The organism is Lysinibacillus sp. F12 (assembly GCF_057773605.1).
In genome coordinates, this window is record NZ_JBYMLP010000001.1 from 87,765 (window position 1) to 112,828 (window position 25,064).

Annotated in this window: 27 protein-coding genes and 1 pseudogene; 10 read left to right on the forward strand and 18 right to left on the reverse strand. The window is 34.2% G+C overall.

Annotation, left to right across the window (positions count from 1 at the left end; genetic code table 11):
- Nucleotides 1–261: 261 nt before the first annotated feature.
- The 4 genes from AC3CH7_RS00485 to AC3CH7_RS00500 all read right to left on the reverse strand — a co-directional run bounded on the left by AC3CH7_RS00485 (nt 262) and on the right by AC3CH7_RS00500 (nt 2,770).
- Nucleotides 262–462, reverse strand: coding sequence for a DUF6366 family protein (locus AC3CH7_RS00485; protein WP_200991191.1), 201 nt, complete (start codon nt 460–462; stop codon nt 262–264).
- Nucleotides 463–740: 278 nt separating this feature from the next.
- Complete coding sequence (locus AC3CH7_RS00490) at nt 741–1,070, reverse strand: hypothetical protein (protein WP_036161453.1); 330 nt, start codon at nt 1,068–1,070, stop codon at nt 741–743.
- A gap of 447 nt (nt 1,071–1,517) precedes the next feature.
- On the reverse strand, nt 1,518–1,664 hold the full coding sequence (locus AC3CH7_RS00495) for a hypothetical protein (protein WP_171821088.1): 147 nt from the start codon (nt 1,662–1,664) through the stop codon (nt 1,518–1,520).
- 878 nt (nt 1,665–2,542) lie between these two features.
- Nucleotides 2,543–2,770: a hypothetical protein gene (locus tag AC3CH7_RS00500; protein WP_488381500.1), complete on the reverse strand. Its 228-nt coding sequence runs from the start codon at nt 2,768–2,770 to the stop codon at nt 2,543–2,545.
- A gap of 1,600 nt (nt 2,771–4,370) precedes the next feature.
- Here AC3CH7_RS00500 and AC3CH7_RS00505 point away from each other — a divergent pair.
- Nucleotides 4,371–4,898 (forward strand): GNAT family N-acetyltransferase, encoded by a 528-nt coding sequence (locus AC3CH7_RS00505; protein ID WP_197148914.1) that lies wholly within the window; start codon nt 4,371–4,373, stop codon nt 4,896–4,898.
- Between the two features lie 266 nt (nt 4,899–5,164).
- On the opposite strand, the gene AC3CH7_RS00510 is transcribed toward AC3CH7_RS00505, so the two are convergent.
- Nucleotides 5,165–5,347 carry a hypothetical protein gene (locus AC3CH7_RS00510; RefSeq protein WP_036215091.1) on the reverse strand — a complete coding sequence of 61 codons (183 nt, stop codon included), beginning with the start codon at nt 5,345–5,347 and terminating at the stop codon, nt 5,165–5,167.
- Between the two features lie 1,114 nt (nt 5,348–6,461).
- Between AC3CH7_RS00510 and AC3CH7_RS00515 the strand changes: the two genes are divergently transcribed.
- The gene (locus tag AC3CH7_RS00515) at nt 6,462–6,584 is read left to right on the forward strand and encodes a YjcZ family sporulation protein (RefSeq protein ID WP_080695187.1); all 123 of its coding nucleotides are present in this window, start codon (nt 6,462–6,464) and stop codon (nt 6,582–6,584) included.
- A gap of 239 nt (nt 6,585–6,823) precedes the next feature.
- On the opposite strand, the gene AC3CH7_RS00520 is transcribed toward AC3CH7_RS00515, so the two are convergent.
- The 5 genes from AC3CH7_RS00520 to AC3CH7_RS00540 all read right to left on the reverse strand — a co-directional run bounded on the left by AC3CH7_RS00520 (nt 6,824) and on the right by AC3CH7_RS00540 (nt 10,131).
- Entirely contained in the window at nt 6,824–7,051 is a 228-nt protein-coding gene (locus tag AC3CH7_RS00520) for a hypothetical protein (RefSeq protein WP_012294177.1), read from the reverse strand.
- A 194-nt stretch (nt 7,052–7,245) separates the two neighbouring features.
- Nucleotides 7,246–7,446 (reverse strand): cold-shock protein, encoded by a 201-nt coding sequence (locus AC3CH7_RS00525; protein ID WP_008175097.1) that lies wholly within the window; start codon nt 7,444–7,446, stop codon nt 7,246–7,248.
- A gap of 310 nt (nt 7,447–7,756) precedes the next feature.
- Nucleotides 7,757–8,317, reverse strand: a complete 561-nt coding sequence (locus AC3CH7_RS00530; RefSeq protein WP_099805201.1) for a DUF4256 domain-containing protein — start codon at nt 8,315–8,317, stop codon at nt 7,757–7,759.
- A gap of 1 nt (nt 8,318) precedes the next feature.
- On the reverse strand, nt 8,319–8,627 hold the full coding sequence (locus AC3CH7_RS00535; RefSeq protein WP_418936746.1) for an RNA polymerase alpha subunit C-terminal domain-containing protein: 309 nt from the start codon (nt 8,625–8,627) through the stop codon (nt 8,319–8,321).
- 73 nt (nt 8,628–8,700) lie between these two features.
- Complete coding sequence (locus AC3CH7_RS00540; protein ID WP_036166175.1) at nt 8,701–10,131, reverse strand: DUF4238 domain-containing protein; 1,431 nt, start codon at nt 10,129–10,131, stop codon at nt 8,701–8,703.
- Nucleotides 10,132–10,499: 368 nt separating this feature from the next.
- On the opposite strand from AC3CH7_RS00540, the gene AC3CH7_RS00545 reads away from it, so the two are divergent.
- Nucleotides 10,500–10,664, forward strand: coding sequence for a hypothetical protein (locus AC3CH7_RS00545; RefSeq protein WP_447402861.1), 165 nt, complete (start codon nt 10,500–10,502; stop codon nt 10,662–10,664).
- Nucleotides 10,665–10,798: 134 nt separating this feature from the next.
- Nucleotides 10,799–10,993 (forward strand): annotated as a pseudogene (locus AC3CH7_RS00550) (SDR family NAD(P)-dependent oxidoreductase); the annotation flags it as partial.
- A 178-nt stretch (nt 10,994–11,171) separates the two neighbouring features.
- Here AC3CH7_RS00550 and AC3CH7_RS00555 read toward each other — a convergent pair.
- Nucleotides 11,172–14,390, reverse strand: coding sequence for a collagenase (locus tag AC3CH7_RS00555; RefSeq protein ID WP_447402860.1), 3,219 nt, complete (start codon nt 14,388–14,390; stop codon nt 11,172–11,174).
- Nucleotides 14,391–14,799: 409 nt separating this feature from the next.
- On the opposite strand from AC3CH7_RS00555, the gene AC3CH7_RS00560 reads away from it, so the two are divergent.
- Nucleotides 14,800–14,931: a YjcZ family sporulation protein gene (locus AC3CH7_RS00560; protein ID WP_139015357.1), complete on the forward strand. Its 132-nt coding sequence runs from the start codon at nt 14,800–14,802 to the stop codon at nt 14,929–14,931.
- 893 nt (nt 14,932–15,824) lie between these two features.
- On the opposite strand, the gene AC3CH7_RS00565 is transcribed toward AC3CH7_RS00560, so the two are convergent.
- Both AC3CH7_RS00565 and AC3CH7_RS00570 read right to left on the reverse strand, forming a co-directional pair.
- The gene (locus AC3CH7_RS00565; RefSeq protein WP_012294170.1) at nt 15,825–16,022 is read right to left on the reverse strand and encodes a hypothetical protein; all 198 of its coding nucleotides are present in this window, start codon (nt 16,020–16,022) and stop codon (nt 15,825–15,827) included.
- A 9-nt stretch (nt 16,023–16,031) separates the two neighbouring features.
- A complete protein-coding gene (locus AC3CH7_RS00570) occupies nt 16,032–16,727 on the reverse strand; it encodes a hypothetical protein (RefSeq protein ID WP_012294169.1) in 696 nt (231 codons plus the stop codon).
- A 956-nt stretch (nt 16,728–17,683) separates the two neighbouring features.
- Here AC3CH7_RS00570 and AC3CH7_RS00575 point away from each other — a divergent pair.
- The gene (locus tag AC3CH7_RS00575) at nt 17,684–18,154 is read left to right on the forward strand and encodes a DinB family protein (RefSeq protein ID WP_488381501.1); all 471 of its coding nucleotides are present in this window, start codon (nt 17,684–17,686) and stop codon (nt 18,152–18,154) included.
- A gap of 38 nt (nt 18,155–18,192) precedes the next feature.
- Here the strand turns inward: AC3CH7_RS00575 and AC3CH7_RS00580 are convergent, their stop codons facing one another.
- Both AC3CH7_RS00580 and AC3CH7_RS00585 read right to left on the reverse strand, forming a co-directional pair.
- Nucleotides 18,193–18,813, reverse strand: coding sequence for an HAD family hydrolase (locus tag AC3CH7_RS00580; RefSeq protein ID WP_031419959.1), 621 nt, complete (start codon nt 18,811–18,813; stop codon nt 18,193–18,195).
- A 20-nt stretch (nt 18,814–18,833) separates the two neighbouring features.
- On the reverse strand, nt 18,834–19,229 hold the full coding sequence (locus tag AC3CH7_RS00585; protein ID WP_031419957.1) for a pyrimidine dimer DNA glycosylase/endonuclease V: 396 nt from the start codon (nt 19,227–19,229) through the stop codon (nt 18,834–18,836).
- Nucleotides 19,230–19,307: 78 nt separating this feature from the next.
- Here AC3CH7_RS00585 and AC3CH7_RS00590 point away from each other — a divergent pair, with 78 nt between their 5' ends.
- On the forward strand, nt 19,308–19,769 hold the full coding sequence (locus AC3CH7_RS00590; RefSeq protein ID WP_036161441.1) for a GNAT family N-acetyltransferase: 462 nt from the start codon (nt 19,308–19,310) through the stop codon (nt 19,767–19,769).
- Between the two features lie 370 nt (nt 19,770–20,139).
- Here AC3CH7_RS00590 and AC3CH7_RS00595 read toward each other — a convergent pair whose 3' ends face one another.
- Both AC3CH7_RS00595 and AC3CH7_RS00600 read right to left on the reverse strand, forming a co-directional pair.
- The gene (locus AC3CH7_RS00595) at nt 20,140–21,912 is read right to left on the reverse strand and encodes an oleate hydratase (protein WP_488381502.1); all 1,773 of its coding nucleotides are present in this window, start codon (nt 21,910–21,912) and stop codon (nt 20,140–20,142) included.
- A 302-nt stretch (nt 21,913–22,214) separates the two neighbouring features.
- Nucleotides 22,215–22,469 (reverse strand): hypothetical protein, encoded by a 255-nt coding sequence (locus AC3CH7_RS00600; RefSeq protein ID WP_031419952.1) that lies wholly within the window; start codon nt 22,467–22,469, stop codon nt 22,215–22,217.
- 201 nt (nt 22,470–22,670) lie between these two features.
- Here AC3CH7_RS00600 and AC3CH7_RS00605 point away from each other — a divergent pair, with 201 nt between their 5' ends.
- The 3 genes from AC3CH7_RS00605 (at nt 22,671) to AC3CH7_RS00615 (ending at nt 24,263) form a co-directional block, all read left to right on the forward strand.
- On the forward strand, nt 22,671–23,072 hold the full coding sequence (locus tag AC3CH7_RS00605) for a CBO0543 family protein (RefSeq protein ID WP_281486528.1): 402 nt from the start codon (nt 22,671–22,673) through the stop codon (nt 23,070–23,072).
- A 387-nt stretch (nt 23,073–23,459) separates the two neighbouring features.
- On the forward strand, nt 23,460–23,654 hold the full coding sequence (locus AC3CH7_RS00610; protein WP_031419947.1) for a hypothetical protein: 195 nt from the start codon (nt 23,460–23,462) through the stop codon (nt 23,652–23,654).
- A 393-nt stretch (nt 23,655–24,047) separates the two neighbouring features.
- Entirely contained in the window at nt 24,048–24,263 is a 216-nt protein-coding gene (locus AC3CH7_RS00615) for a hypothetical protein (RefSeq protein WP_031419946.1), read from the forward strand.
- 367 nt (nt 24,264–24,630) lie between these two features.
- On the opposite strand, the gene AC3CH7_RS00620 is transcribed toward AC3CH7_RS00615, so the two are convergent.
- Nucleotides 24,631–25,059, reverse strand: coding sequence for a HEAT repeat domain-containing protein (locus tag AC3CH7_RS00620; RefSeq protein ID WP_012294160.1), 429 nt, complete (start codon nt 25,057–25,059; stop codon nt 24,631–24,633).
- Nucleotides 25,060–25,064 lie beyond the last annotated feature (5 nt).

Here is a 25,064-nt window from a genome sequence, read left to right on the forward strand (position 1 = left end):
TTCTTCAAAATTTTCGGGCCTAAAAATTTTGTTTCGCCTGTTTAATCATTAGTAATACTAACTTTAACGTAAGCTTAAACATTATCTAACTTAGAGCTTAATAAATCCTCACTTGCATGACTTGTACCCGTTGACAAAAATCCGAAAATAGCTAGTGCAAAAATAGAATTTAAGATTTTTTTGAACATATTATTATCACCCTTTCTTTATTTTTTCCATATCAACACATAACAGACTGAAAATATATAATTTTCTGAAATTTTAACTAAAAAATAATTTATATATGATATATCCGACAAATATCAACAAAATTAACGCAATCGATTCTTTCCAACCCATACCAGTTAAATTCCCGCCAATTCCTCTATTAATGCCATCATTTAAAGAACCAGTAGGATTCTTTTTAAGTTCACTTTGTCTTAAACGTTCTCTTTTTTCTTCTGGTGTTTCCTTTGGATCCATGTGATAAACCTCCTAAAAAATTTTAATTTACTTATTTATAACACATATGGTTTTAATATTTATCAATTGGTAAACTATGGTATTTAATCACCTTTTATGAAATGTTAGATATCCAAAATATATTTTAAAATATATCCAGTATGGATCACCCTGAAGTTAAAACTGAAAATCTCACTATAATGTCCATCGGTGTTATAAATTCACAAAATTCCAACTTTTGTTTCACTAAGAGTGAAACAAAAATAACCTTAAAAAAGCCTTGGTCAATCATTATAATTTTATAAAAAAATAAAAATGTACAATTTGATAGAAAAATATACAGTACAAGCTATGGATACACTGAACATAGCTACTTTTTTTCCAAATGTGAAATCTATTTTTTTCTTAAATAGTAAATATAGTAAAAATGTAAAAATGAATAAAGATACTAGTAATGACGAAGGGAAAAAAATTTGGTAAGCCATTTTTTGTGTAGCTGTTATATCTCCTGGAAAATTTGAGGCTGCATAGCTTCGACTAAGGTCTATATAAACTTGACTTCCTAAAAACCAAAGATAAGTAATACCAACAGATAAAATAGTTAAAACTCCAATCAATATAAAAAACATTTACTATCTCCTACTTTAATTTATCTTATTATCTGAAAATTCATTAACCGATCAGCACTCTATATGTTACAAAAGGATGAATTTTACAATGAAAAAATATCATTTTTCTATGCTATTCATTTTATTGATTAGTGAAGGTACAGTCTTTGATTCTTTATCTATCGACGAAGAATTTATAAAAAAAATCCTGCAACAGGGGGTATTCCAAAGATTGGTCTTACTTAGATACTCCAGAAAATTCTAATTACAAAGAGATGTTCAAAATTATTTGTCTTCTATCCAAACAATTAGTTTACATGATACTATAGAAATTCAATTAAGTTACATACAAATGATAGATTGTGGATGATTTAAATGAAAGTATAGACGCATTTATAAGTAAATAGATGATGCTGAGTTAGCTGGACATAATTCTATAGCTATTACTCCATTCCATTATGAAGCACCCTAAAATTGATTCTGCAGCAACAAAAATAGTAGAGCAACATCCTCTGTTACTACCTTATAATCCTTGTTTGTTAATTGTAAGCTTGATAAATCTATAATTGGTACATTGTCAGGCTCACGTTTGAATACTATTACTTCACAGTTCATAATACCTACTCCTTTTTACAGATATTTCTACATAATAGGTTAAATACCCTTCTATCTAATTCAATTACCGATTTTTATTTCAATGTACAAAACATGTTAATTTGCCTAAAATGGTAAATAGTAGATAGATATATTGCGGTGGAAATGAATGAATAATTGTCCTAATTGTTTAGCCAATAATTCTTTTACGAAAGTATACAAAGATGGTTTAGTATTAATAAAGTGTGAGTACTGTAATACAGTTATAGAAGATAAAAAAATACCAGAAGATTGTTAATTCAGAAGTCCAGGATGAATTTGAAAATGAATATGGAGGCAATGTTAATGAGGGATATACTCATATTAACGGATTCTTATTTTTGGTACTCTCAGCTATAAGTGTATTTTCGTACATGATTTCTTTAGATAACATCGAAATTATACACTGGCTTATTATGTTTATGATTGGAATAGTAATTCTACCTTTCGTTATATTTTTCCTTTTTTAAGCAATAATTTGTGAAAAAATACCCATTACTAATTTAGGTAACAGGCATTTGTTTTATCGTTGGGAGATTATAATTTTTAATCCCTCAAAATCACCACTTGTCATCGTACCTTGGTCGAATTTATCAAGTAAATGGCAATTTATCATCATCCTTTAGTTGTATTGGCTTGGTATTTCCTATTAGTTGGAATAATTATTTGACCTTCAATTCTGTACCTCTTCGGCATAATCCAAATTGGCTTAACCACAAAATGGGGATGATCAATATTACCTGTCCAATCTTCACCCTGTGCCTAGCTTACGTGCAATAGCAACTACTCGACTTACAATTGCATCTGCAACTTATTTGGAAGAAATAACTTTAATAGGAACAAAAAAATCTCTTTGTTTTTTATTTTTTAAGAAAACTATAAACTAGTGTAATTATTCCTAAAACAAAAAAAAGTGGAACAAATAAATTGTCGGTAAACGAACTCATTTTAATATCCGGAACTTCTCCGGACATATTACCTGCAAAAAATCCAGCTTGAACAATGCTAGTTGATAGCATGGTAAACCCACACTCTATTGTGTAAATCAATCCAGCCATAATTAAAAGCGCAACTCCAATTATTCTCAATATAGACACCCCCAATACATTTTCTAACAGGACATACTTATTAATTTTACCAAAAAATTATAAAAATACTATTTTACGGTTGCGTTTGATTTGTTTTTCACGCAAAGTATTCAATGTCACTGCTCTTTATTTCCGTTTTTAGCCCCTTCTATTTTAGCTAACCACGTCTTTCCACCTTAAACGACTAAGATGGTTTCCGTACCTTTTCATCAAACATCTTCATTCTTCGAGAGATAAGAAGATTTAAACCAAACACGGCTCAATCTTTGTCTGCTAGTCGAATTTCTCAATTAAAATTTGGATGTATGTAAATTGTTTGGAGTCATTTGTGATGATGTAACTCCCTCAGTAACCACGAGTGCTGTCATTGGGATTGAATACTGCAGCACCATTTGACAATTCAAAGCTTTCAACATGCTTCATCGCTCCTAGTATAAATTTAATGTAAAGTATACTTAGAATTACTAAATTTACCAAAACACAAAGAAAAGCCTCGACTCAAATTGAGTACCTAGGCTTTGAAGTTAAAAATTATAATGGTATATATAGTTTTATAGAATAATTACTTTCTATATTATATGTCCACATGTGGCATTGTTATTCTTACAGCTAATTCTACAATTGGCTTTGAAAAAGTACTTGGAATCATCGGACTTGGTAAATCGTCAATATGGTTTGCAAGTCCAAAAGACACTTCTGCCTTTTTTGTAGGGTCCACTCCAAGAATTTCAAAACTTCTGGACTCGCCTGTTGAATTTGCTTAGCGAAAAGTTGACAATCCTCGCAACCACAATGAGTTTTTTCGGAAGTTCTTTATACAATTCAAGAGTTTTATCCTTATCTATTCTTACAATAAAATTATTTAATTTAATGTCCTCCATAAAACACCTCAATTACAATTTCCACCATTTGAGTTAGAGTTTTCTAGTAGTTTATTTCAATTTATCGAGAAAGACTCTTCATATGGAAGAGTGTCTTGGAAATCTTCTTCATTATACAAAAAATCATTTATCACTTTTTCTTTATCCATTCCATTATTTACAACTGTTTCTTGACTCAAAGAATTTATTTGTAAACCCTAAGATTCATTCGCCTGTGCAAAACTAGGTGAAATAATACTGAGAACCAATGTAAACCAAATTAATCCTATAATACTTTTAATTAAGTTATTTTTCATAATAAATATCCTCCATTATCTAAATGGCAATTTTTCTAATTCAAGAGTCAATTCACGTCATCTGAGAACACTTTTAATGATGTTCCTAATTTTCCATACTACAAAAGTAATATTTCTTGTGAACATAAGAAAAAACAATTGAAAAAAACTAATTTCGAAATATCAAGTTAATAAATCTTCTTCACATAATTGTAATATTATGATGTGACCTCCTGAGTTTTAAGGCTACTTTTTACTACATTGTTTAAAATATCTAATTCTTTCTAATCACCACTAGTCAGTATATCAGGCCCAACCTCAAACTTTCAGAAAACATCTCAAGGCACAGGTTCATATTTTTTCATTAAGGTTTTCTATTAAGCACCTAAACATTGTATGTTTTTGGTTGATTTTGTAGAATGAATGAAAGGGAGGCGAACTAGCTTGGAATTCACAACAGAAAGATTAATAATTAGACCTTTTAAGAATACCGATTTACAGGACGTATTTGCTATTTATAATAATGAAGATACTTGTAAGTTCCTATTACATAATAAATGGACTCATGAAAATATGGAGAAAAAATTCAATAAGAAAGTAGCAAATGGATTACTCTCTAATGAGTCCATGCTAAGTTTGGCAGTTGTATATAAGAACAAAGTAATTGGTGATTTGTCTGTATGGTATACAGATATGAAAGATACAGTTGAAATTGGATATAGCTTTTCTAATGAAGTGGCTGGGAAAGGTTTGGCAACCGAAGCAGTTAGTAGTTTAGTAGGTAAATTATTTGATGTTTTTAATGTACATCGTATACAAGCTAAACTGGATGCACGGAATATCGCTTCACAAAAATTATGTGAACGAATTGGCATGAGAAAAGAAGCCCATTTCACACAAGATTTTTGGAATAAAAATGAGTGGACTGATAGCATTGTATATGGAATGTTAGCCTCTGATTTGAAGGAATAATATATGTTAGGTATTTAATGTGCTAACAGAGGGCTAGCGTCGAATTACCAGGATTTTTTGAAATCCGTATTTTACCATTTACTATTGTTTAGCCCTCCAATTAGATACATATTAATAAGCATCCAAATTATCATAAGAGGATGCTTGATAAAAAAGATTATTCGGCTTTGATGTTTGCTTCGAAGCTACATCCAATTGAATTAATTCCAACGCCGTTACTGAATAATGTATTGTCATCGCCTAAGCAAATACATTGCCCCCTTCCCTTATTTTTTTATATTTATTTTGTAATCTGAAATAAAGAAAAAGAGTGAAAGTCCTAGTAAAATAACGGGAAGGAAAAAGAATCCTGCATTATATTTGATGGAATGCTCCATTTTTAAGCCAAACAAATAGATGAATAATGTAAATGAAAAACATAATGATAGTGTCCCTGCTAAACTTTTCATTCAAATCCTCCTTATGTCAATCAGATAACATAAAACTAATTCGTGATGCCAATCAAAGATGACAATTTCAACATGAATAAGACCTTGCCCCTGTCTAGTTATTTTTGTTTTATAGCCCCTTCCATTTAAGCTATCCACTCCTTTCCACCATAAACGACAAAGGTGATTTCTGTACCATTCCTATTAAACACCCTCATTCTTTGAGATAAAAAAGTTTAAATCAAGCACGGCTCATCTCCGTCAGCTAGATGTATACCTCACTATAATTTCAGATTCAGATTTCACGCATGAGCGGAAAGATCAGACATTGGTGGTCTTGAATTTCATTTAACTGATAATTGAATGCCGTAATTATGTAACTGCCATAGTATGCACATATAAAGCCTCGGGGAATAAACGTTGCAACACGTTTGGCAAATAAAGCCTTAACCACCGTTTCATCACCCCCATTGATTATTTTCCGCACACCCTATAATATACTAACAATTACTTAATATTCCAATATTAGGTTAAATAAATCCAATGCGCTACCTTTTGGCATTCTTCATCAGCTTATATTTTAGAGATTCCCCAAATAGAATATAGTCCTATAAAAAATAAATGAGGTGGTTAATCATTAGTGAGCATGGCTACAAAAAGTACAAAATTTATCCAGAATCAGAAAGATATACTGCCGTATTTTTATTGGTTTCTGTATTAGTTTGGGGAATTTATGATCGAGTTACGACGGGGAAGATGGTGGGGGCACCATGGTATATAATCATATCCACTTCTGTATTTAATACCATCATTAGATCATATTATGCAAGAAAAGAAAAAAGGAAAAAACTAATATGTAATGATGGTCCATTTGGATGTAGTCCCTATCAAAAGCAGGTGCTCGTGCGCTTACTTTTTGATTTTGGATTATTCATACAGCTTACAAATGACCGTTATATATAACCACACCCTTCCACTTCATAATTCAAAAAATCCTCCGTTTCCCTTTGTATCCAATTCAATTTCACCTTCATGAATTAAACTTTTAATTTTTTTCTGATGTTCCTATGACATTTATCGCTAATCAACTTGTTAGGCATACATATTATAAAATTACGAAAGGAGGTTTATCATTATGTCTGGATACTATGGTGGTAACGGTGGAGGCTACGGGAATGGTGCAGGATTTGCACTTCTTGTTGTTCTATTCATTCTTCTCATAATCGTTGGAGCTGCTTTCCTGTATAATTCATATTAATATTTTTACAAGGGTTCAACCCATTAATCCGTCCCGTGAAAGCAATAAATCCTCCAATACTGGGAATAACAATCATCCATACACTTATCTTTTTTAGAGTCACTTTCCTTGGGTGACTCTTTTTAATTTTTTCTTCCTTGTCAATAGAGTCAACGACATGATAAAAAACCCCCGTAAAAGTTAGATTGATGTCTAACTTTTACAGGGCAGTTCAAAACAGATGTGGCTTTCGTCATACATTAATCAAATTGTATAGTATGTTGTACGATGGATACCTTATAAACATCTTTCGTATTAATTAATATTGATTGAAAATGTTCAGTTTCTGTAAAGGTATACCAAGGTTTCTCGTTGAACCCATTAAACATTTCTTCTGTAAATGTTTCTTGGCCGATATTAGTTTTGATTTTATATTCCTCTTCACGACTTTCGTTGAAGTGGAACTTCACTGTATATTCATAATCCATGAACCAACACCCCCCATCTATCTTTATCATGGGAAAAATGGTGTGGAAGTAATCAAAAGAAATATAAATGTCATAAAACCCCATGCCATTATAAGTGTTCTTATGTAATCATAGAAAAAAAACCAGGTACTCATTATAAATGAGCGCCTGGTTTTTTATTAGTACCCGATATGGGTATTGAAAGCATGCAAATATTAAAGTTTTACGATGTTTGCAGCTTGTGGTCCACGTTGACCATCTTCGATTGTGAATTCTACTTTTTGGCCTTCTTCAAGTGATTTGAAACCTTCACCTTGGATAGCTGAGAAGTGTGCGAATACGTCTTGTCCGCCTTCTACTTCGATGAATCCAAAACCTTTTTCTGAGTTAAACCATTTTACTGTACCTTGTGTCATTTGAATGACCTCCATTAATTGTATTAAATAAAATCTTACATCTCTAAAGAAAAAATTCACATATTGCAAAAAGTATCCAAAAAACACGATTACTCTTTGTAATATGTGAATTCATTGTTTCTTTACGACTACGACCGATTTTATTAATATCATTGTATAATAAAAAACCATATTTGTCTAGTACTAAGTAAAAAAATCCATTATCAATTTTTTTTGCTCGTTACATGTTTGCATGTACTTATAAAAAAATCTCAGGCAATCAAGTAATTTGATTACCTAGAGATCATTGTTTTTTCATTATCATTTTTACTTAAACCTTTAGTGATCCTCGAAAACCTCTAGCAGCATAGTAAGAATCTGCCCCATTATGATATACGAAGATGGTGTCGTAGCGACGATCACAGAAGATGGCACCGCCCAGCTTACGGATTTTTTCAGGGGTTTGAATCCAGCTAGATGTTTTTAGATCAAATTTACCTAGTTGCTGTAACTCCCGATATTGCTCTTCCGTTAAAAGCTCTATTCCCATTTCTGTAGCCATATCCATGGCGGTCGTTTCTGGTTTATGATTTTTTCTTGCTTCCCATGCTTCTCGGTCATAACATACACTTCTGCGACCTTTTGGACTTTCTGCCGAACAATCATAAAAGATATATTCATCTGTCTCTGGATGATAGTGCACAACATCCGGTTCTCCCCCAGTTGCTTCCATTTCATGGAGCGACCACAGTTTGTCCAAATTAGCCTCCAGTTTAGCCTGGACATTTGTCCACTCAAGGTCTTCGTGACGATTCATATTTTTTTCAAATCGAGCTTGCAATGTTTGCAATAGTTCCTCGCGTTGTTCAACGGATAATTCTTTATTTGTCATTTTAGTTTTCTCCCTCACTCGTAAATGATAATCCCTCTTCTTTCAATGAAGCTCTCAACATAGGTACAGACGCTGGTCCAATTCCATGAATTTTTAATAGGTCTTTTTCGGTGTATTTGGATAGTGCATGTAAGGGATCAATCCCCTCGTGAACTAAGGCATTTCTTGCAGGAGCACTCAGCTTTGAAAGGAAGCCACTCGTAGGCTTATTTTCTTTATCACAGGTCGGGCAGCTGGGACAGTCCGTGCTTTTGTAAAAACTATGTCCTTTTTCGCAAAACCGTAAACGTTTTTCTGCTTTCACTATCATCCCTCCAGCATACATGCTATTAGTTTATAGTATCATATTTCACTTGTCGGAATGATAAGAAGAACCGTACTATTTAAAACGTTTGTAATTGGTTATCGGTTAAATTTTGTGCTCCCATATATTGAATTTTTGGTTCTCCATCCACATATTTAACTACCGCATATCTTTGTATATCTGGCTTTAGCCATACCCGAGCATCCATTGGCCAACTTGCAATGTCCTTCTTAAACATATCCTCAGAAGTGACCATTACATCTTTTGTTAAGGAATATTCTAAGTCATTAAATTCAGAGTCAAGAAATGTTACATAATAGACATCTTTAGATACTTGATAGACATCTTGATAATTACGATGAATGGAATCGAAATAAAAGCCAGTTGGATAGATATAAAACTTACCCAACTCATAAGTTACAATGTCTTGGCTATCTCTCGATGGAAAGTTCATACTATCTATAGCAAGTTCAACACCGAATGCTTCTTTATATTTCGCTTGAACGATAGCTCCATCATAAACCATTTCGCCATTGTCCGAATACTCATGATCAATATTGTACTTCTGGACAACGTCTAACACTAAAGACATGACAATTTTCGGGTCATGATGATTAATGCTCCTCATACTACTAAATTCATCTAATGCTTTAACAATCTCTTTCTTTTTATCCTTCTCAAGTAATTTTTCTTTGCCTACAATAGTATTTACACTCGGTGAAAGAGTTGCAAGGGTTTTTCCAACAATAGTGGCTGGACTAGAAGAATCAAAACCGTAATTTTTCTCAGCAAAATTGCTAATCAGTATGGGACGCTCCTCTCCATCATATCGTGCTAATTCTTCTTCGAACGTAATTCGATCTGTTTCCTCATCATTTAATGTATAAAAGAGATCACCCTCATTATTATGACCGAAATTACCGGACACAACTAATTCCATCTCTGATTTTTTGGAATCCTTTGCGTATACCCATATTTTGTTATTTGCAATACCTTGACTCATTTGATGGGAAAACATTTTAAGGAAAGTACGCCCATCCTTCCCCTTTACTAAAGAAACATTCATGTCACAAGCCGAACATACCAATTTATCAATTTCACTTGAAAAAGATAGCAACGCATTTTCTCCATTTGCATGTCCTGTCCAAATTTCTTGTATATAATTATCTTTATTACGATGAGGATAAGCGGATAGTGGGTAGTCAGCTCCTTTCATGAATGTATAAACCTCGTTAACACCATCATTATCAAAATCGACTAATTCCGCATATAAAACTCCTCGATCATGCTCATTGTCTGCAAAAGTATGCATGTCATATGTAAAACCTAAAGTTTCCACTGCTTCAGATAGTTTTTCATATAATTGACGATTGACCACTTGCTTCTCTTGATCATTTGTTACTATTTTTTCAGCATCCTTAGCTGTGACAGTAGGTGTCTCCTTTACTCCATTAGAACATCCATACATTAATACAACTAAAAATAATAATAATAAATAATTTTTCTTCATTTAAAGCTACAACCTTTCAATACCTTAATAATATCTATATCAATTTCCTATATTTACTACTTTATACCAATATAACGAAGCTGTATCTAGTAAAATTTTGATTTTACTTAAACACTATAAGAAAATAACCAAAAGGATGTTTATAAAAAAGAATGTATGATATAGCCCAATCCTTTCTGATTCATTTATAAAGTACCGTTATTTTGCAAAGTAATGCACACGTTTTAATTCTAAAAATTTGGCGCAATGAGCAAGTTGGTAGTCAGTGTTTGCTAGTTACATGGCGCGATGAAAAAGATACTATATATACTGTTCCGTTTAAACGTAACATCATCTACACAATAAAATGAATAAAGGAGCCTGATACGTTGATGTTACGTACGTCCACTCATATGAAAATGCCGTTAGGATTTTGGGAGGGGCTCCGTCAATTAGGGGTAGCCCCTCACGATGTTATTCAAAAAGCACAACTACCTATCGCATTGATGACTGAACCAACTGTTTCTTTAGCACAATATTACGGAATTTGGTAGGCTTTTGCTGATCTTATTGACAACATGGCCGAAGGAATCATTAAACTGGCAACTAGCTTTGATAGCAATCATTTCCCGCCTACTGTTTTAACGGCCTACCATGCTCGTGATTATCGTGATGCTCTTAAGAGAATGCTAATTTAGAGATGAGCTTTCCAGAGAAAGAAAAAAAATTTATGAAGACTAATCTCCCTCAATCGGAAATACAGAGATTTATCAAACCAATTGAAATCGGGAGAATTACTACATTTATTTGTAGTCCCTATGCTTCCGCATTCAAAGGCTCTCCAATTCGTATGGATGGAGGGATGATACCGACAATCTTTTAACATTTAGAGCTCGTAAACGTAAGGCCGATGATTGCCACTACAGCGAGTCGAACTGCTTTCACATCTACTTTACCTATCATATTGACAATAGCCATCAAGAGTGAATCCTCTCGATGGCTATTGTCTACCGCTGAACGGGCATATTTTCTATACTACTATTTGCATTTCCTTCCCTTCATTACTGCACTTGTACTGTATATGTTCCGTTCTCATTCTCAAATTTATAAACATATAAATAGTACTTTCCTGGCTCTGCATGTAATTTACCGTTTATCATGTTTCCCTCTTCCTGTCCAAAAGATGCATAATTTTGACTATCTGATTCATGATAAAGCACCCATGTCATACCAATTCGGTTTTCATTTAAAACAGATATATCTAGTTCTTTTGGAGATGTAACATTGAATTCGTAAACATCCGTATGATCATCATCCATTAATCGACCTTTTAATGGTGTATTAAATGGAAGTATAGTGGCTTCTTCTGGACGATTGTTTGGTTCTATCTCAGCTTTTGTATCATTTTGTACTTGAACGGTATATGTCCCATTCTTATTATCAAATTTATAAACATATAAATAATACTTTCCTGGCTCCGCATTAAACTTACCTTTGATTGTATCTCCATCTTCCTGTCCATATGCTACATAGTTTTGCATATCAGATTCATGATAGAGCACCCATGTCATACCAATTTGATTTTCATTTACAACAGAAATATCTAGTTCTTCTGGAGACGTAATGTCAAATTGATAGACATTTGTATCATTATCAATCAAACTACCTTTTAGTGGTTTATTAAATGGAATGATTGTTGCTTGTTCTTGCTCTGTCTGTCCTCCCTTTCGAACAGTTGCAATTGTTTGCCCCTTACTTGCTAGTCCCTTATTATTTTTCACTGTTAATGTCACATTGTAAGTTCCTTCTTTTTCGTATACATGAGTAGGGTTTGCCACTTCACTTGTTGTGCCATCCCCAAAATTCCAAAGATAAGAAACTATTTCTCCATCCTTATCTTTTGTCCCATCACTTTTAAACTGAATATTTTCATGGGTCATGCCTGTATATGGACCATTTATATTTACAATTGGTGCTTGCGTTTCGCCTTCATCTGTAGAAACGCCGTGGAAAACCACATCATACTCAAACTGGTTAGCCGCATTTACACGATAATTGACAAAATACGCTGTCATTGTTTTATAGCCGCTCCACTCTTTTTTAGACAATTGGTCCAGCACTTGGTTTACTTGCTTACTCATCGTTTTCCAATCCTGAGACTCACCCTGTGTGGCACTACCTACGTATGTCCCTTCGAGTGTAAATGTATTAAAAAATTGAGACTGATGCTTGGTCATTTTTGCATCCTGCAATTGTGCCATATCGACAATTTCTTGCTGAACCTCGTTTAATGCTTTTGGTTCATGCTGCATTAAATAATCCTCTGCTACTTGTGGCACCTCATATTTTTCTTGGTTATCGATCAATTGCTGCATATACGCTTGGAATTCCATATTAAGCTGTGAATCTTTACTTAACGACTCACGATAGTCATCATAATTTTTCACATCGTTCGCGCGAATTAAATCTTGAATTCTATCAAACATATCAAATTGATGAGTATACATATAAGACTGTAATGCAAATGAATAGTTATAGAATTCCCAGGAACCATATTTTGCAAACATTGTTTGTTCAGCTGTATAGCGTTGTGACGGATCATGTGACAGCCCACTAATTATGCTCTTACGTGGCACAACATCATTTGTACGTGTTGACCCAGCAAAAAACTCTGCATTTCCTTCCTGGAACCATGTTAATCGCTCATTTTGGTACATATCACCTGTCCCGAATAGACCAGGCACCTCAAATCTGCCTTGTAAAAAGTGCGTATATTCATGTCGGAACAGCTCTTCCAAACTATAAATGCTTTGCTCAGGTGTACGTTCATATGTAAAGAACGTTCCAGTCTCTTCAATATAAATACCACCATTGTTTGTTTCATATCCGTACAATTGACGGTTTAATCGATATTGATCGGGAGAGTTATAAATGACAACTGTTAAGACATCGTCAGCATTACCAGGCTCCAGTGCTTTATCATTCCCGATTACACGATGATACTGTGCTTTTACCTCTTTTGCAGCCCAGTATAATCTTTGAATTTTATCTTCCGTTACTTGATCTCCCGTTTTGAATACAATCGATCCATCATCAAATGTATATGTTTTCGGTAGATACTGTTTTTTTCCTTCTTCACGTACTTTTTGTAAATCCACCGTATTACCATGTAAGTCACGTCCACCATAATTGGTCGTAATTTGCTCTACTGCCACAAAATAAGCTTCACTTAAATAGGGATACATATGCATCGCCTGTGTCACAACTTCTAAACCTTTATCCGGTTTACTATGGAACTGCCCTAAACGCCCTGCATAATAAATGCCATTATTGATTAACCAACTATTGTTATCCGTCACATTATGTATAAGCGCAATGTTATTAACTTCCTCAATAAAGCCATCAATCTTTCCATACCACATCGTTGTATTAGCCTCTTTACGAGTATCATATAAGTACGACTGTAAATCATAATCAATACCCTGTATTAAATCGTAAATAGCTTGTCCTTTTGAATTTTCGGCTTCATATGTAGAAAGATTGTCGTTATATTGTTTTAAAATTTTCGTAGCATATTGAACGGTTTCCACATCACTAGAAGCATTACTTATTAATTTTCCATAAGAAGATACTACTTTATCCTGCTCATCTGTACCAAGTTTAAAGTTCGGATTATTGGCTATTGCTTTTAATGCTGGTAAACACTTATCATGGAAACTTCTCTCATTTAAATAACCTAGTTCATTATTATAAAACGCTACATAAAAAGCAGAACGGAGTACCTCAACAAATGTTTCAATCCCCTTTGAATCATCTTTTGTAAAAGAGCTTCCTCTATTCCCTAACTCATTGATAATTACTTGCATGCGCTCTTCATTTTGATAAAAGGCTTTTGTGTCATCATTGAATTGAAATAAGTCTGTAATTTGGAACCAACGTATATTTCCAAGCGTATGAATAAGCTCCCGATCGCTCATTTTATTTAGCTCTGCCATCGAGTACTGCTCTTGCAATTGCTGTGTATCCATGCGCTCTAAAGTTGGAGCAGGGCGTTGTGAAAAATCTCCAATTTCCAAACGTTCTTCATAGGATAATGTTTCCTCTGCCATAGTGGAATGCACCATTTCATCTTTCGGCATTTCTATGCCAATAGGTTTCATTTGTAATACATTATACGGTGTTTTTTCTGCTGCGGATGCTTCAGCCTGTAACCCACCTAACGAAATGGCCATTGTACTAACCCCAATTAATAACTGATTGAATGTAAATTTTTTCTTCATGTTATATCCTCCTATAGTCCTATTCAGGTTTTTTGGTAATATATTTAATTTTTAGTACTATATTACCTCTATAAAAATAACATATTATGTAAAAATATCAACATAAAATGTTATATTTAGGAATATTTTCTTTCGAATTTTGAACACTAAGACACATTTAGACGGTTTCTTTATAAAAAAAGAACCCAATAGACAGATTCTTTATCGGAAGGAACGTACCTTTAGGGGGAGACGACCATACTTGCTGAAAGAATAGCCTCTTTTATTTCCCTCTATTTATGCTATTCTTGAAAATAAATAAGCTAGTATAGGGTAAATAACATTTCTCTATCCTCCCCTCCTACATATTATAGGTTGTAGAAAGGAGGGATCTTCAATGGGATACGGATACGGCGGAAATGTAGGTAATATGAACAGTGGCGGTTGTTATTATGGCGGCGACAATGGCGGCAGCTATAACGGTTCATCATTTGTATTAATCGTTGTTCTTTTCATTCTTTTAATTATCGTTGGCGCTAGTTTTATGAGTGGTGGATACTAATACATCCCTTTAGCACCTAGAAATATCCCTTCAATATAATGAAAGGGTCACTTAAACCAGCCTAGTGATCCTTTTACTTTTCAGAAAGGAGCGATTATTTCTGCAACATTATCAACCGAACATCTTTATGAGAGTAATAAAAGGGATCTTTGGCTCTGCATTATTAACAATGGGCCTTATGTTTATCGTTATCACAGTAGGCGATAGGCAATTTCTCCAAAACGTATTATTAAGAATCATCGGTGTCAGCAGCATTTTTATAGGCATCCATTTTTTACATAGACAATTTCATCCTCATTCATACAATAAACCAGGTACTCATAAATAATGGGTACCTGGTTTATCTCTTCATATAGCCTATAATTATAAATAGATTTTTTTAAGGGTCGGTACAAGGGTCTACAAAACCAAGTTATCCAATCATATAAATAGTAATGTTAAGCGAAAGTCGTTTAACAAGGCATCTCCTGATTTGTTACTGTGGGGCACTTCCGAGGGGTGTGCCCTTCCCATTTTTCGGTCATTGAATACGAGAGATAAGAACGGTCTACTTCATTCATTTGGTTAATCATTATTAACATTGAAAGTAAGCATAATAATATTGTCTGCCATAACTAAAAAAAATGAACATAATCAGTTGTAAATATAGTAGGTTTTTTGTTTTTGAACGAATACATGCACTCCTAATATTATCTTGTGATTAGTGTTTAATTTATTATTGATTTTCATTGCTTTTGTTCTTTATTTCCTTCTTCGATATATAAAACTAAATCTCTTCAGATATAAATTTAAAGCCTGTGAATTTTTACTCTTCGTAAAAATTCACAGGCTTTTTAAGTAGAGATTGTTTTTTCCCAACCCCTTTTATTCTCGTTATTAATTTAATAAATATATTACTCTCTATTTGCATCTAATCGCCGACGAAATACTAAAGCTGCAACAGCGAATATAATGAATGCTATTGTTGAAGCAGCTGTAACCATCAGTACCACATTTCCAATTGGAGATTTGAATAACAATGCGACCGAGATGATTAAAACGGCCCCAGTTATACCCATTCCCAAAATCGAGATTGCCAAAACCTTATGCATCTATTCACCTCACAGGTAATTGAAACAAGCTACCGCTCCGGCAATACCACCGGCACCAATAACTGCATATGCACCAATACATGCAGCACATATCGCAGCAGTCACTGGTGTCGGTGTTGCACACGAACCACCACACGCAACTGCAATAATATATGCCGCCGTAGCACCAATACCAAGTACTGCACCAAGACAACTCGCCACTGCTCCTACACCCATCGCTTCCATAACTGGCTCCTCTGCAAGCATCTCTTCATCTGTAATATATGCAAGCTCAGTATCCACAGAATTACTAAGTGATCCATCCAAATACGTCTCAACTCGGAAGTTTCCTAAATCATTCTTGGTAACCAACATTTCATTTGTTTGTAATACAGTATTATCCTCATCGAAGAATACTGTTATATTACTAGGAAGGCTATAATCCCCATGCAAAGGAACTGTAACAACCGTAACTCCACCCCCAACAGTGTACACACTCGAACCTTCCAAATCAAAAGCAGACACAGGAGCTACATTCTCAACTTCACCCTCCTTGACTGCTCGGAGCGTCGAATTTACCAGTTCCTTAGCAAGTTTGCCAGAAACTACAACAACACTCGGAGAATCCTTAGCTTGCACAGACATATCTTGAGCTGGAGAAAAACCTAAACAAAAAATAGTAAAGATCATTAATACTGGCAAAATTATTTTTTTCGCCTTCGACATAATAAAACCTCCTATTTTTGGTATTTTATTACACACTTTATTAATTCAACACTAAATTGGAATATCCCTTCTATAAAATGAAATTTTTTACATTTAATCTTAAAAAGAATTATCTGTTGCTACTCTCAATCCTTAAAGATGTTGGGACAAAAAGAAAAAAATGGTAGACCAGGATACAATCGGTCCAACATTTTTTGATTTAGGAAGGCATATTTAACTTCGCGAAGTAAAAATTCTAAAATTCACTTGATAAATGATTTTTGCATGCCTCTTTTACTTTTTATAAGTTATTGATAACTACCCTACACGACTAATAAAATTTCATTTATAAAAAAATTCTTTATATGCTGATATAAAGTTTTTGTCTTTAATTTCTAATATTTCACGGTAAGTTAACCTATCTTCAATAAATCGTGCATCTAAGTTAATTTTCACAACTGCACGTTGGTAACCTTTTTCAACAGTAAAGTAAAAATCGTCACCCCATCCAGTTTCGCATATAATCGAAACTGACGAAGAATGTACTGCGATAAAGAACCCAACCAAAATTGGGAGATACCGTTGCACTTCTCTCGTACAGCAGCAAGTGTCAAAAAGGATTGTATCTCCTGAACACCCAATTTGTTAGCAATTTTAGCCAATGCATTGAATGGTTCTACGACTTTACATACAAGAAAATTCGATCGCAATTTGGAAAGACTACTACAGAATGATTGGTTTGAGGAAATGTACCAAGATGATCGGTACCAAGAATTATTTTTTGCGAATCACCACGTCAGAAAGTATCTTTAACATAATAGACGTGTTATACAAATAGTGAAGAAAAAAGCACAAGCCAAATTTATGATTTTTTATATAAACAATTAAAGAATCATACGCTAAGCTGATAGAAATAGCTCCCCAGAAGAACGTACATTCGTGTATAATTTTATTATACTAGCGAATGGAGGAAGAATATGAATTCAATTGATGTACTAGTATTAAATTTTGAAGAAGTACGTAGACGTAGTATAAAACTTTGGACGTCGATCCCCCAAGAAAAATTACTTTGGAAGCCCGACAATGAGGCTATGTCTTGCATCGAAATGGTAAGACATGTTCTTGAAAGTGAGCATTATTACCATCTAGCAATTAAAAATAAAGGTAGTCTAACTGATTATGACTCACCCTTTGAAAACCAAGCATACTCCACTGTTGAAGCAGAATTATTAACGACAGCGCCCTATAGACTTGAATTTATCGAAACAGTTCAATCATTCACAGATGAGGATTTAACAAGTATTCAAATTGACCGCTCAGATGTAGGATACATAAGAAATTTAGGCGATATGTTGCTGAGGATTGCCTATCATGAGTCCGTTCATACGGGGCAATTACTGGATTATTTGCGAACAGCGAAAGTGACGATACCGAAAATTTGGGATTAATAGTCGAAGGTGTATCACATAATGGATACACCTTCTTTCTATATAAGGGTCAGGATATCCGACGGTTCCTGTAACACATAATCCGCCTCTTCATACCCCTCAGTCGTTTTGGCACCCCACAGGGCAAGGGCAAATTTCGCTCCTGCTTCTTTTGCGCATTGTAGATCATATATGGAATCCCCTATATAGATAGCATTTTCAGGGGCTATCTGCAATAATTCCAGACATTTTAAAAGAGGCTCTGGGTGGGGTTTATGTTGCTCCGTATCACTGGCACTAATAATTTGGGTGAAATATTCACTTAACCCAAACGGATCAAATTCATCTATTACTTCTTGTCTAGTTTTCGATGTAACAATGCCGAGCTCTAATGGTTTACTTGCTAAGGATTGGATGACCGCTTCCAGATTAGGGAAGACGGAAACCTCATGAGAAAAATCAAGAACAGCTGCAGACCACTTTTGATGAACCGCCTCTATATCCTCAACGTTTAAACGCTGTAATGTGTCCTTCCCTGGAATACCTAGGGCAAATCGTAATTCCTCACAAGCATATTCTTTTTGCGTTTCCTCACGCAATGTCCTTTGCAGCGACTGTAAAATCGCTTTTTCTGTATCCAACATCGTCCCATCTACATCAAAAATAATAGCCTGTAGCATGGCCAACCCCACCTTCCCTATCAATGATTGCTATTTACAAACATACATAATTGTTGATACATGTCCTCATCATAATCTTTCTGACCGCGAATAAATTTCTCTTTTAAATTATAATAACAAATTTCAAGATATTCCCTATTATGATGTTGCTTAAAAGGTGTTTTTGCCTCGACAGGCCCTAAATCCTCAAAGTATTTATTCATTTTTTCATAGGCTCTAATTTGATAGCCACGCTTCTTCATTTCAGCAATGACCATTTCCGTATAAATAAACAAGTCGTCTTTAGGATATTCATAAATATAATTAATGAGTATATGCTTATCTTCCTTGGCAAATATACTGTTTAATTCTCGCCATTGTGAAAGTAGCTGCCCTTTTGGTAGGAAGCCTATTACATCCACATGCCATAATCTCATGCTCTCTCCCCTTTCTATTATTCATCCAATCATGTAAAATATTCCATATTAGTAAAACATAAATGGAGGTATATGACGATGGAAATAAAAATTGCCACACTTGATGCCATTCCACAGATCGAGGTGTTATACCAAGAGCTCTTTTTAGAAATGTCTATTCTACAACCTAAATATATCAGACCTGCTAAACAAGATGTTAATTTTATTCGATATACCATTATCGAGGATGATTCGGATATTTTAATCGCTGAAAAAGATCATGAAATCCTAGGATTTTTATTAATAAAGGAGATGACGACTCCTCGCTATACATGCATGGTCGAATACACTTACGCCTTTATTATTGATGTCATTGTTGGAAAGCGATACCAAAGTAAAGGAATCGGGTCTGCCTTACTGTTAGAAGCGAAGAAATGGGCTGATACTCGCAAATTAAATTACTTGGAGTTGAACGTTCTGTCTGGAAATAAAGGAGCTATAGCCTTATATGAAAAACTTGGGTTTAAGGATATAAACCATACGATGCGCTTTGAATTATAGTATAGTTTCTCCCTCGCTATAGAGCAATTTTATAAAAATGTTTGCGCTCCAATCTTCAAATGAATAGCATCAAAAAGTCGCCTATATAGGGGCGACATTTTGATGTTTATTTCGTTTTATGGCAGCGGCTCATACATATTTTCGCTCAAAGAACCTATTACCCATTGATTATTTCTTCGTTAATAAAATCTGCTGAGAAACGTAATTCGATTGATTCGGTATCCGCTCGCTACGATAGACTAAATTTAATAGTTTCATTACATTCCGTTCATTCTTTCTAGGATGAAGATTTATGTTCGTCATAAAAATAGACAAAGTCCCTTTAAGGGCTTTGTCTATTGAGTAAGCTGATTCCGCTAATTACCCATGTCTATATTAATTTACTTTCTTTCAATAAGTCATAAATAATCGTATCTTTTGTTTTGTGAATACCTAATTTACCAATTTGTTTTAAGATAAATTGGGCATCAATATCTGTTAATTGTTTGCCATCTAATAAGCGAGCAGTTGAAGCTAATAAAGTGCGAACATCAAAAGAAGATGCAAATACTTCTGGAACTCCACGATCAATATTTAATAGTTGATAGACTGCCTCCATCGCAGTTCTTACTGAATATTCAGTTGTAAAAACCGTATCTCTTGCTGTTTCACTAAAGTTACCAATGAAGGCTAAATTAGCAGAGCCTTCTGGTACAACTAGTGGACGATCCCCCATGGCTCTTGGCATGAAATAAGAGGTGATATAAGGCATATAGCACGGAATAGTATTACAAGAATTTTGGGCGATGTCAGGAATTTCATCAACCGGTACACCCATATGGTATAACCACTCTTGTGCTATCTCAATACCAGTACATTCCGTAATACTTTTTTTAATAAAATCACCTGGTTTATTTGATAGTAAACCATAAATCCAAACGACTAATTGGTCTTTTGGTTGTTGTTTAAAGTGAGGTTGTCGGTTTAACGTATAGCTTAGCATCCAATTAGAATCTGTAGCTGTGACAATGCCTCCAGTCACTACTTTACCTGCATAAGGGTCCCTTTTACTAATTTTCTCAATATAGGGAGCCACACGATCATCTAATGTCGTTAGAGTGGCGGAAACAAACCAGCTTTCTTCTGGAAGATGATCACAGAACTTTTCTGGTCGTCCAAAGTCTGTATCTTGGGCAGCCATGTTTTTCCACAGTGACCAGCTTCCACCTAAATCTTTATTGATAGGGGCTGGTGTATAGTTATCTCCGTATGTTGTACTCTCCGTGATACTACCATTTGTCACAAACACCAATTCATTTTCTGTTAGCTCAATATTCTTTTTCACGCCATTTTTTCTTAAAACTAACGTATGAGCTACTTTTTTGTCGCCCACTTTATCGACCAAAACATTCTCTACTACCGTATTATATTGAAAATCAACATCATGGCTTTCTAAATATTTTATCATCGGTAATACTAATGATTCATATTGGTTATATTTCGTAAATTTCAATGCTGATAGGTCTGGTAGTCCACCAATGTGGTGAATGAAACGCATAATATAACGGCGCATTTCCATAGCTGAATGCCATTTTTCAAATGCAAACATCGTAGACCAATATAGCCAAAAGTTCGATTCAAAAAATTCTTCAGAGAAAACATCTGTGATTTTTTTATCCTCTAGCTTTTCCTCAGGCGTAAAGAATAATTTAATCATTTCCTCAGATGACTGATCCGATAAGGTAAACTTGCCATCATCTTCAAGTCTTTGACCTCTATTTTTTATTAATCGGCATTTTGAATAATTGGGGTCTTCTTTGTTTAACCAATAAAATTCATCTAAAACAGAAGCATTGTCTACCTCTAATGAAGGAATGGAACGGAATAAATCCCATAAGCATTCAAAATGGTCCTCCATTTCTCGACCACCGCGAATAATAAACCCTCTCGTCGGATTAAGTATGCCATCCAGACTACCTCCTGAAATATCTAACTCTTCAAGAATATGAATGTTCTCACCTTTCATTTGGCCATCCCGAATTAAAAAACATGCTGCTGACAGCGAGGCTAGACCCGAACCAATTAGATAAGCAGATTTTTCATCTACCCCCTCAGGTTTTTTAGGACGTGCGAAAGCTTCATAGTTACCATTGCTGTAATACATATTAACGCCTCCCTATTTATTATTCCAATATAGAATAACACGTATTTCCACAGAAATGGTAAAATGAGCGAATGATTAACAAAATATTCAAATTCAAAAGAAAGCACGCCATTAGAAGTCCCCTATAATTGGACATAACAATCATTTGTATTTTTATAAGTGGATGATGAGGTATAAAAAATCACGATCCGCACCTAGCTCAATGCCTTAAAAAGGAAAATGAAATACAATAATTGGATGTATAAATTGCATAAATATTATACCGAAAAATCATTCATCACATAAATTTTGATTCTCCATAGCTAAACCTTTCTTTTTTGTTTCCCTAATTTTTCATTCCCTCTTTTAAAATTGCCCGTCATTTTCGCTAATAATAATTGAACTTCTATTGTCTGTTGTTCCGCTTCATGGATTTTTGCTAAAAGACGCTCTGCCTCGTTTTCCTTAACCACTTTAATTTGTTTCCCCTCGTAATAAATAGCGACAGTCCCTTTTTTCGTAATTTCATACGTAAATGGCTCCTCGCTTAATCGATTACGTTTATCAATTCCACTCACTTTATTCAACTCCCGTCCTCATTATTGTCCACATCAATTAAAATATTTTTGACGTATTGTTATATTCCACATCACCAACATCTGTATGTTTCTACGGTTCTGCAGTAATACTAATAAAGATTAGATTAGTTAGTAATGAAAGGGTAAAAGATGATTTTACATTTATTTTTAGTTTTTCTCATTCCTTGGATGATTTGTCTCATGCATCTATACAAAAAAGAAAAAATATTGCTTTTTTTAGTGGCTCCATTTTTTAGTGTCGTTGCTTATCTCATGAATGCTCTCGGCTTTTATTTCGATTTTTGGGAGGTGCTACCTTTTCCCGAACAAAAAAGTTTCGCTTCACTCCCTTTTGATGTTGGCATATACCCTGTCTTATCCTGCTACTGTATCTATTTCATAAAAAAAACGAACAAACCTTTTTTGGTTCTATTTTTAATGACTTTGCTCACCACTTTTTTAGAAGGGATATTTGTTTTCTTTGAAAGGGTCATCTACCAAAACGGATGGAATATTTATTTTACCTTTTTCTCCTATTTGCTCCCTTATTTATGTTTGTATGGGTATTATAGATTTTTACTGAAAATACGAGTCCTCCGATAACTATTTTTTTGCTAAAAAAATAATTTTTCTTCAATATAGTTTTAATTTCTACTGAAGAGGCCATCAACTAGATATACGAAGTGAACTCATCATATATATAGTAATAGTTAAGCTAAACTAGTTTAACAACCTCCTGATTTGTTACTTAGGGTCACTTCTAACCAAAGTGACCCTTCATATGTTTTACATGACTTACATAAGTTATTAGGAAGGTTTAGTAAACATAAATTTTATAATATATTGAAACTATTCAATGATTAGTATGCTAAATATGGGCATCCTTATCTTTGGATCAATAGCAATTATCGTTACCCACTTCTAGTCTTTTAAGTACTTAGCAACATTATAGATTGATGATAAGTACATTATTTTAAAAGGAGGAAGGAAATGTCGAAAATACCCATTTATATAAAATTGCTCATTGGGATTGGGATGATTATTATACTAACCTCACTGTTTCTGTTAAAGGATCATCCCTATTATGTCTGGCTAAGATGGACAGGTAATATTTTATTGATCGTTGGTATTGTACGGATTCCTTTTTCGAAGGAAACTGATAAAAGACAAGTCAAAATTCGATAAATCCCTTGGACTTGAGGGTAATTTCAGCCCCCACGAACAGCCCCTTTCATTTTGAAGGGGCTGTTTTACTATAATGGAGACAAATATCAAATAATCAATAAAGAAACTATGAAATGATGCAAATGAGACAAGCAAATTGATCAATAAAGTTTGATTAAAAATCCTTTGTTGATGTGCAAAATCTATTCATCTACAATCAGGTCAGATTGAAAGAAAAGATTCCAAACATAGCTTTTGGAACTTTAAGTTTCAGCATGTGTTTATCTATTATTTTCACAGGGTATTTTAAATACTAAATTGCACTTGAATGATCACAAGGTTTATTGTTTTCCTTGTAGAATCTAATTACTATAATAAATTGGAGTGACTTTCAATTATAAAGGGCGTGTAAAAATGGACCTATTACTTTGGATAACTATTGGCTTCATAATAATTGGATTTATTGTTCTCACTTCCATGAAAAAAGGGATGGAAAGTAAGGTTGCTTTTATAAACGAGGAAAATTCATTCAAAGCTAAATCCGTAATTTGGTGGCTATGGAGTTCCACTGCTTGGGGGATAGTGAGTATGTTTCTTGTTATTTGGTGTTTTCATCATTATCGTGGATAACTAATGTTTTGTATTCATTTTCTGATGTATTACTGCAATGACTATTCTTGATTAATAAATACTTTATAGATTATAAATTCAATAAACGTTCCCACACGAAAGCTTGGAAACACACTAAAAGGCAGGAATAAGTCAATGTTGGTGCTCTTTTAGCTATATATACATAGCTGACATCTGATGCTTTCCTTATTTCGTAAAAAGTGCCGGTTAATTAAAGATCGTTATGTAAAGTATGCGTCGTTCCCTGATGCAAAGTAAAAAAGTAATACATTTTATTATTTGTTGAACCGCAGCTTTAGCTAAGAAAAAGCCATTCTCTCTACATTGGGAGAGAATAACTTTCCTTCATAAATCGGTATACAATTGATTACAGTTTTGCCCAACGTTCCTCTAACCAGTTCATAAATTGTACACCTTTGTCGCCTTCATACGCATCAAAGACATCTAAACGCATACGTTTTAGTTTATCTGCAAAGTCTGCCACTGTATGGTCCTTCGGCAAGCTTTTTTTAACCCGCAGGAAAATTTTGTCTGTTCCCTTGATAATATCAAAACGTGCAGGTGATGGTTTCTCTACGTCCTCGCCAAGCGCCACAAGTGCTTCATAGGCTGCTACCTGCACCTTGTAGACAGTATCATGCTGCATACGATTTAATAATAAATCTATGATTTTGTCATGTTGATAAGCCGATAACTTTTCGACTGCGTCTAAACGCTCTCGCCAGCTAGATGTATAATTGGCCTGTTTTTTTAATGTTTCATACTGCTCAGGTAATGCTGTTTCAAACTGTTTCAAGTAAT

Bases quoted from the DNA above. Each gene is read 5' to 3' on its own strand.
- AC3CH7_RS00485 (WP_200991191.1), bottom strand. From the start codon at position 462: ATGGATCCAAAGGAAACACCAGAAGAAAAAAGAGAACGTTTAAGACAA.
- AC3CH7_RS00490 (WP_036161453.1), bottom strand. From the start codon at position 1,070: ATGTTTTTTATATTGATTGGAGTTTTAACTATTTTATCTGTTGGTATT.
- AC3CH7_RS00495 (WP_171821088.1), bottom strand. From the start codon at position 1,664: ATGAACTGTGAAGTAATAGTATTCAAACGTGAGCCTGACAATGTACCA.
- AC3CH7_RS00510 (WP_036215091.1), bottom strand. From the start codon at position 5,347: ATGAAAAGTTTAGCAGGGACACTATCATTATGTTTTTCATTTACATTA.
- AC3CH7_RS00515 (WP_080695187.1), top strand. From the start codon at position 6,462: ATGTCTGGATACTATGGTGGTAACGGTGGAGGCTACGGGAATGGTGCA.
- AC3CH7_RS00520 (WP_012294177.1), bottom strand. From the start codon at position 7,051: ATGGATTATGAATATACAGTGAAGTTCCACTTCAACGAAAGTCGTGAA.
- AC3CH7_RS00525 (WP_008175097.1), bottom strand. From the start codon at position 7,446: ATGACACAAGGTACAGTAAAATGGTTTAACTCAGAAAAAGGTTTTGGA.
- AC3CH7_RS00530 (WP_099805201.1), bottom strand. From the start codon at position 8,317: ATGACAAATAAAGAATTATCCGTTGAACAACGCGAGGAACTATTGCAA.
- AC3CH7_RS00535 (WP_418936746.1), bottom strand. From the start codon at position 8,627: ATGATAGTGAAAGCAGAAAAACGTTTACGGTTTTGCGAAAAAGGACAT.
- AC3CH7_RS00540 (WP_036166175.1), bottom strand. From the start codon at position 10,131: ATGAAGAAAAATTATTTATTATTATTATTTTTAGTTGTATTAATGTAT.
- AC3CH7_RS00555 (WP_447402860.1), bottom strand. From the start codon at position 14,390: ATGAAGAAAAAATTTACATTCAATCAGTTATTAATTGGGGTTAGTACA.
- AC3CH7_RS00560 (WP_139015357.1), top strand. From the start codon at position 14,800: ATGAACAGTGGCGGTTGTTATTATGGCGGCGACAATGGCGGCAGCTAT.
- AC3CH7_RS00565 (WP_012294170.1), bottom strand. From the start codon at position 16,022: ATGCATAAGGTTTTGGCAATCTCGATTTTGGGAATGGGTATAACTGGG.
- AC3CH7_RS00570 (WP_012294169.1), bottom strand. From the start codon at position 16,727: ATGTCGAAGGCGAAAAAAATAATTTTGCCAGTATTAATGATCTTTACT.
- AC3CH7_RS00575 (WP_488381501.1), top strand. From the start codon at position 17,684: ATGAATTCAATTGATGTACTAGTATTAAATTTTGAAGAAGTACGTAGA.
- AC3CH7_RS00580 (WP_031419959.1), bottom strand. From the start codon at position 18,813: ATGCTACAGGCTATTATTTTTGATGTAGATGGGACGATGTTGGATACA.
- AC3CH7_RS00585 (WP_031419957.1), bottom strand. From the start codon at position 19,229: ATGAGATTATGGCATGTGGATGTAATAGGCTTCCTACCAAAAGGGCAG.
- AC3CH7_RS00590 (WP_036161441.1), top strand. From the start codon at position 19,308: ATGGAAATAAAAATTGCCACACTTGATGCCATTCCACAGATCGAGGTG.
- AC3CH7_RS00595 (WP_488381502.1), bottom strand. From the start codon at position 21,912: ATGTATTACAGCAATGGTAACTATGAAGCTTTCGCACGTCCTAAAAAA.
- AC3CH7_RS00605 (WP_281486528.1), top strand. From the start codon at position 22,671: ATGCATCTATACAAAAAAGAAAAAATATTGCTTTTTTTAGTGGCTCCA.
- AC3CH7_RS00610 (WP_031419947.1), top strand. From the start codon at position 23,460: ATGTCGAAAATACCCATTTATATAAAATTGCTCATTGGGATTGGGATG.
- AC3CH7_RS00615 (WP_031419946.1), top strand. From the start codon at position 24,048: ATGGACCTATTACTTTGGATAACTATTGGCTTCATAATAATTGGATTT.